Origin of the sequence: Deinococcus cellulosilyticus NBRC 106333 = KACC 11606, from assembly GCF_007990775.1 — a bacterium.
In the GTDB taxonomy this organism is placed as follows: Bacteria; Deinococcota; Deinococci; order Deinococcales; family Deinococcaceae; genus Deinococcus_C; species Deinococcus_C cellulosilyticus.
This window is the reverse complement of record NZ_BJXB01000066.1, coordinates 1-4,660: the sequence shown is the minus strand read 5'-3', so window position 1 is coordinate 4,660 and position 4,660 is coordinate 1. Positions and strand designations below refer to the sequence as shown.

Annotated in this window: 2 protein-coding genes; both read left to right on the top strand. The window is 54.6% G+C overall.

What is annotated here, in order from left to right; all coding sequences use genetic code 11:
- Positions 1 to 660: 660 nt before the first annotated feature.
- The gene (locus DC3_RS28565; protein WP_146892166.1) at positions 661 to 3,282 is read left to right on the top strand and encodes a phage tail tube protein; all 2,622 of its coding nucleotides are present in this window, start codon (positions 661 to 663) and stop codon (positions 3,280 to 3,282) included.
- A 231-nt stretch (positions 3,283 to 3,513) separates the two neighbouring features.
- Entirely contained in the window at positions 3,514 to 4,572 is a 1,059-nt protein-coding gene (locus DC3_RS28560) for an IS1 transposase (RefSeq protein ID WP_146892163.1), read from the top strand.
- Positions 4,573 to 4,660: the final 88 nt, after the last annotated feature.

Sequence of the window (4,660 nt, the reverse complement as noted above, 5' to 3'; positions counted from 1 at the left end):
CTAGCAAGGGTCAATCAACCAGGAAGGTAACGGCTCAGCACTGGACAGCATTCATGCGTTGAGCAGTGAAATTTCGCATTTAAAATCCTCAAATGTCGTTGCTGGATTTCTCCATGGAACATTCGTATTAAACCGAATTTGCCCCTTCACATTAGAGATCAACTGATGGAATTACGCCACAGACAGGTCGCTTGAATGGAGATGCATGCAATTTCATCACTCATACGAGCATCAAAAACACAAAGGTCTTCCATTCTCTTTTGAATCCCAGGATTTCTACGCTTGGAGCACAGGGTAATGCTCAGAATTTTGTTGCTGGATTGAATTTTGATAAAAGCAAACATCAGGCAATTTCATCATGCAAATTTTGCGGTCAACCATGGTCTTGCCCACTCAGTCATGATGCTCTGAATTTTATGGAGAACGTTCAAAAATCACCACGGATTTTTATTATACAACTATAAATTTGTTTTTCCCAAACTGATCTGAAAATGAGAAGTCGACCTTGGTCTGATGAGGTATACATTTTAATAATGCTGAAATCCATGATTAATTCATACAATGTAAATGAGCCAAAACCCTGATCCTGATGAGTGAGATGAGTCTCCTGTGGATCAACACCTTCACAAATGAAATCGGCTCATGGTCACGAGGTTTCTTATGCTGCAATCCCGTATTGGTCTCTTAGCCCTCACCGGCATGCTCCTCCTCGCTTCCTGTGGCTCACAAGGTCCCAGCAACGTCACCCAGCCCCCGGTGAACGCCACCACAGTTGCTGTCAACTTCGCCAATCCCAACGGTTACACCATTGTGGTCAAAGACAGCAGTGGCAATGCCGTCACCAACCTCGCCCAGGTCGCCCCTGGTATGTACACCGTCACCTTCAGCAAGTCTGGATTCAGAACCCAGACCCGCACCTACACCTTTGTGGAAGGACAGAACTACAACCTGGAAGTCCCCACCCTCGCAGTCATGAGTGGTGCTTTCTACATGAATGGCCAGGGCCAGATGGTGGAAATCACCCAGGCTGACCTGGGCAACGCTGGAACCAGGTTCGTGTTCTATGCCTGGATGGAAAACGAACAGGGGGGCATCAACCCAGGAGCGACGACCAACACCGATCCTGGTGCTCCCACTGCTGGTGAAATGGATGAAGTGGCCCCCACCGATACCCAGAACCTTGCTGCAGGATGGGTGGGCTACAAAGCTGCGGACGGCAAAGTCTACCCCGTGATTGGTGCCAGCGTGCGCTGGGACATCCTGGAGCAGACCGGCAGTGTGCGCTTCAGTGCCGCCGATGACGGAGGCAACAGTGGTGGGGTGACCCCTCAATTCATCAGTGACAATGCCCTGACCGCCGAGACTTTCACCAACCGTGCAGGCAACCCCAACAATGCCCGTTTCCCCTCCAGCCTGCGTTACCCCCTCTTCAACATCACCGGTGTGGGCACCCCCGATACAGATGGTTTCACCTGGACAGCGCTCAACCACGATCCCAAATACACCAGTGCAACTGCACGGGTGCGTGCTGTGGCCTACGTGAATGGCACTGAAGTCACCAAACAATTCCTCAACAAACGCTTTGCTCCGAGTGCCAAACTCACCATCACCAAAGATCCTGCTGCCCAGGAATCCCTGGTCAACCAGCCCAGGAATTTCAGCATCACCGTCAGAAACGTGGGTCAGGGTGCAGCCACTGGCATCCGGCTCAACGACAAACTGCTCTCTGGCACGGCAGCCGCTTACAGCATCACCGCTCCCACTGGCACCACCGCCAACACCAGTGACGGCTTCGATGTCAGCTTCGATCTGGCCCCCGGTGAAAGCCGCACCTTCACCTTCCCTGCACAGGCCAGTCAGACGGGCGTCTATTGTGACCTGGCCACCGTCACCAGCTTCACCAACGGTGCCTTTGGTGTGCAAAATCCCACCGACCTGAGCGACAGTGCCTGCTTGACGGTGCGTGCACCCCGCCTCAACATCATCAAAGAGTTCGTAGACGCTCAGGGCAACGTGATTCCTGATCCCCAGACCGTGATGGCCAACACCGACGCTTCGGTGCGGGTGACGGTGCGCAACGGCGGGGACGCCACCGCCACGGGTGTGGTCGTGACCGACAACCTGAACGGTGGAGCCAGCGCTGCCTATGGTGTGAGCCAGTTGCCCACCGGCACCACCGCCAACGCCAATGATGGTTTCGTGGCTCCTGCTTTTGACCTTGCTGCAGGACAGACCAAATCCTTCCTCTTCAAGATTCGTTCCAGTGAAGACGGCCGTTACTGTGACACCGCCAGCTTCACCAGCACCAATGCGGGCACCGGAATGGATGAGGCCTGCCTGATCGTGGCGACCCCCAAACTCAACATCGTCAAGACCAACAGCCCCAGTGACAACCTGTTCCCTGGCCGCAGCTACACCTCCACCATCACGGTCAGCAACACCGGCAATGCCACCGCCACCAACGTCGCTGTCAAGGACATCCTCGGTCAACTGCAAGGCGGAACCACCGTTGTCAACTTCGGCAGTGGCTCTTACAAACTGAATCCCGCAGGCACCACCGGATCCGTGGGTCGCAGTGGCAACGACATCACCACCGTGCCCGCCACCGTCAACATCCCTGCTGGAGGCAACATCACCGTGACGCTGACCAGCACCATCCCTGGTGGAGCGGCTTCGGGGCAGTACTGTGACGTTGCTTCCTTCACCAGTGGCAATGCTGGAAACGGCCAGACCACCGCCTGTGTCACCGTGCGTCCCATCCTCTCTGAGCAACTTCAGATGGTCGACACCATTGACCCCATCACCGCAGGTGGAACCACCACCGTGTACGACGGTACTTACCTGATTGAAACCAGCTCCAACGAATCGGCGGTTCGCAACCAGGTCAACTTCGCCTTCGGTGTGACCGCACCCCTGGTCAACACGGGTGGTGTGTTCAACTTCAGCAACGTCCGTGTCTACTTCGATCCCACTCCGTTGCGCGATCCCCAGACCGGCACCGTCACTTCCGACTTCACCAGCCCCACCTCTGTCCTGCTCACCAACGGCAACCAGTACACTGCCAGTGCTGCAAGTGGCACCGGCCAGCTGACCCTGACCTTCAAGCCCGACTTTGAGCTGAAAAATGGAGCTGCGCTTTACACCCGTGTGGACGCCACTGCCCCAGCCACCGTTGCTCCAGACAATTACCTGTCCACCGTGCTGTGGTCCAACTTTGGCAGCAAGTCTGGCCAGCAGTACCAGCAGTACAAAGCAGAATCCACCACCGTCATCAGCAGGTAAACCGTGTCATCACGGCCACCCCACAACTTGTGGGGTGGTTTTTTGGCATCACCGAATGCATGTGAAAGGACCAGCATTTTCCACCGTTTAAAGGGGTTCAATCTGTGGTGCGGAAACCGGGTCGTTTGTTGAGATAATCCCGCAGAGAGCAGGCAAAAAAGCAGGGTAGCAGTAAAATTCGCTTGTGACAGTCGAAAAAAACAGCTACCCCTCAGCAGTCTAGCGTGTCTGATGCCTCAGTGCCAAGACCACCTCAAAACGGATGCGGACAACCTGGTGGTGCGCAAGATCTACGGCAAGCACCAGGTGCGCTACTTGAAGTGCAAAACCTGTGGCACCGAATTCAGTGAACGCAAGGGAACACCCCTGTGGAACAGCAAAATTAACCCCGATACTTTCATCAAAGTCGCTGAAACGCTCTGTGAAGGAAACTCCATCTCGGCGACCACCCGACTGTGCAAGGTCCACCACGACACCGTGGAACGCATCATTGTGGTGACCGGAAACCATGCCAAAGCCCTTCATGACCACAAAGCTGTGCAGGTGAAGACCACCGCACTGCAGGCCGATGAACGGTATGGTTTCTATGGCAGCAAAAGCCAGCCGTGCTGGGAAGCGACAGTGATCGACCCCTACAGCAAGTTTGTGGTGTCCTTGCGTCTGGGAGCCAGGGATGAAATGTTGATTCGGGGTCTGCTGGAAGATGCTAGAAGTCGTCTGGCAGATCCACAAAATCTAGCGTTGTTCACCGATGGTGGGCACGGGTATGCAACGCTCTTCCCTGAAATCTTCGGTATGCCGTATCAGCCGAAGAAAAAAGGGCACAAGGGTAGGCCTCCAAAAGTGAAGTACCGGATTCCTAGAATGCTGGCCCATGTTCAGCTGATCAAGGTGCGGGAGGGCAAAAAACTCAAAACGGTGGACATCTGCTACACACACGGCACCCCTGGAAGAATCAAGCTAGAGTTAGAGAGGCTGGGGCACAACACCCCCAATACTTCTGCAGTGGAACGGCAGAATGGCACCGCCAGACAACACAATCCCTATCTCCACCGCAAAGGTCTGGCTTTTGCACACAAGAAAATCACCCGTGTAGGACTGGCTGAACTCGAAAGGCTGTCGTACAACTGGGTGAAGACCTGCCGGAGTCTGCATCTAAAGTTGTCTGAGCGGGTAGGGCGAAGGAAGTACCTCCACAGAACTCCAGCAATGGCGATGGGGCTGACCGATCGGATTTTCACGCTGGGCGAGTTGCTTGCCACACCCATCCACGCCCTTGGGAGTGCGTGATCATCTCAGCGAACGACCGGAAACCGCATGTGGTTATGATTTCGCATTTCAACCTGAAGACCATCTTCCCATTTTTGCATCAAAACCC

Coding starts and splice junctions, on each gene's coding strand:
- DC3_RS28565 (WP_146892166.1), top strand. CDS start 661: ATGCTGCAATCCCGTATTGGTCTCTTAGCCCTCACCGGCATGCTCCTC.
- DC3_RS28560 (WP_146892163.1), top strand. CDS start 3,514: ATGCCTCAGTGCCAAGACCACCTCAAAACGGATGCGGACAACCTGGTG.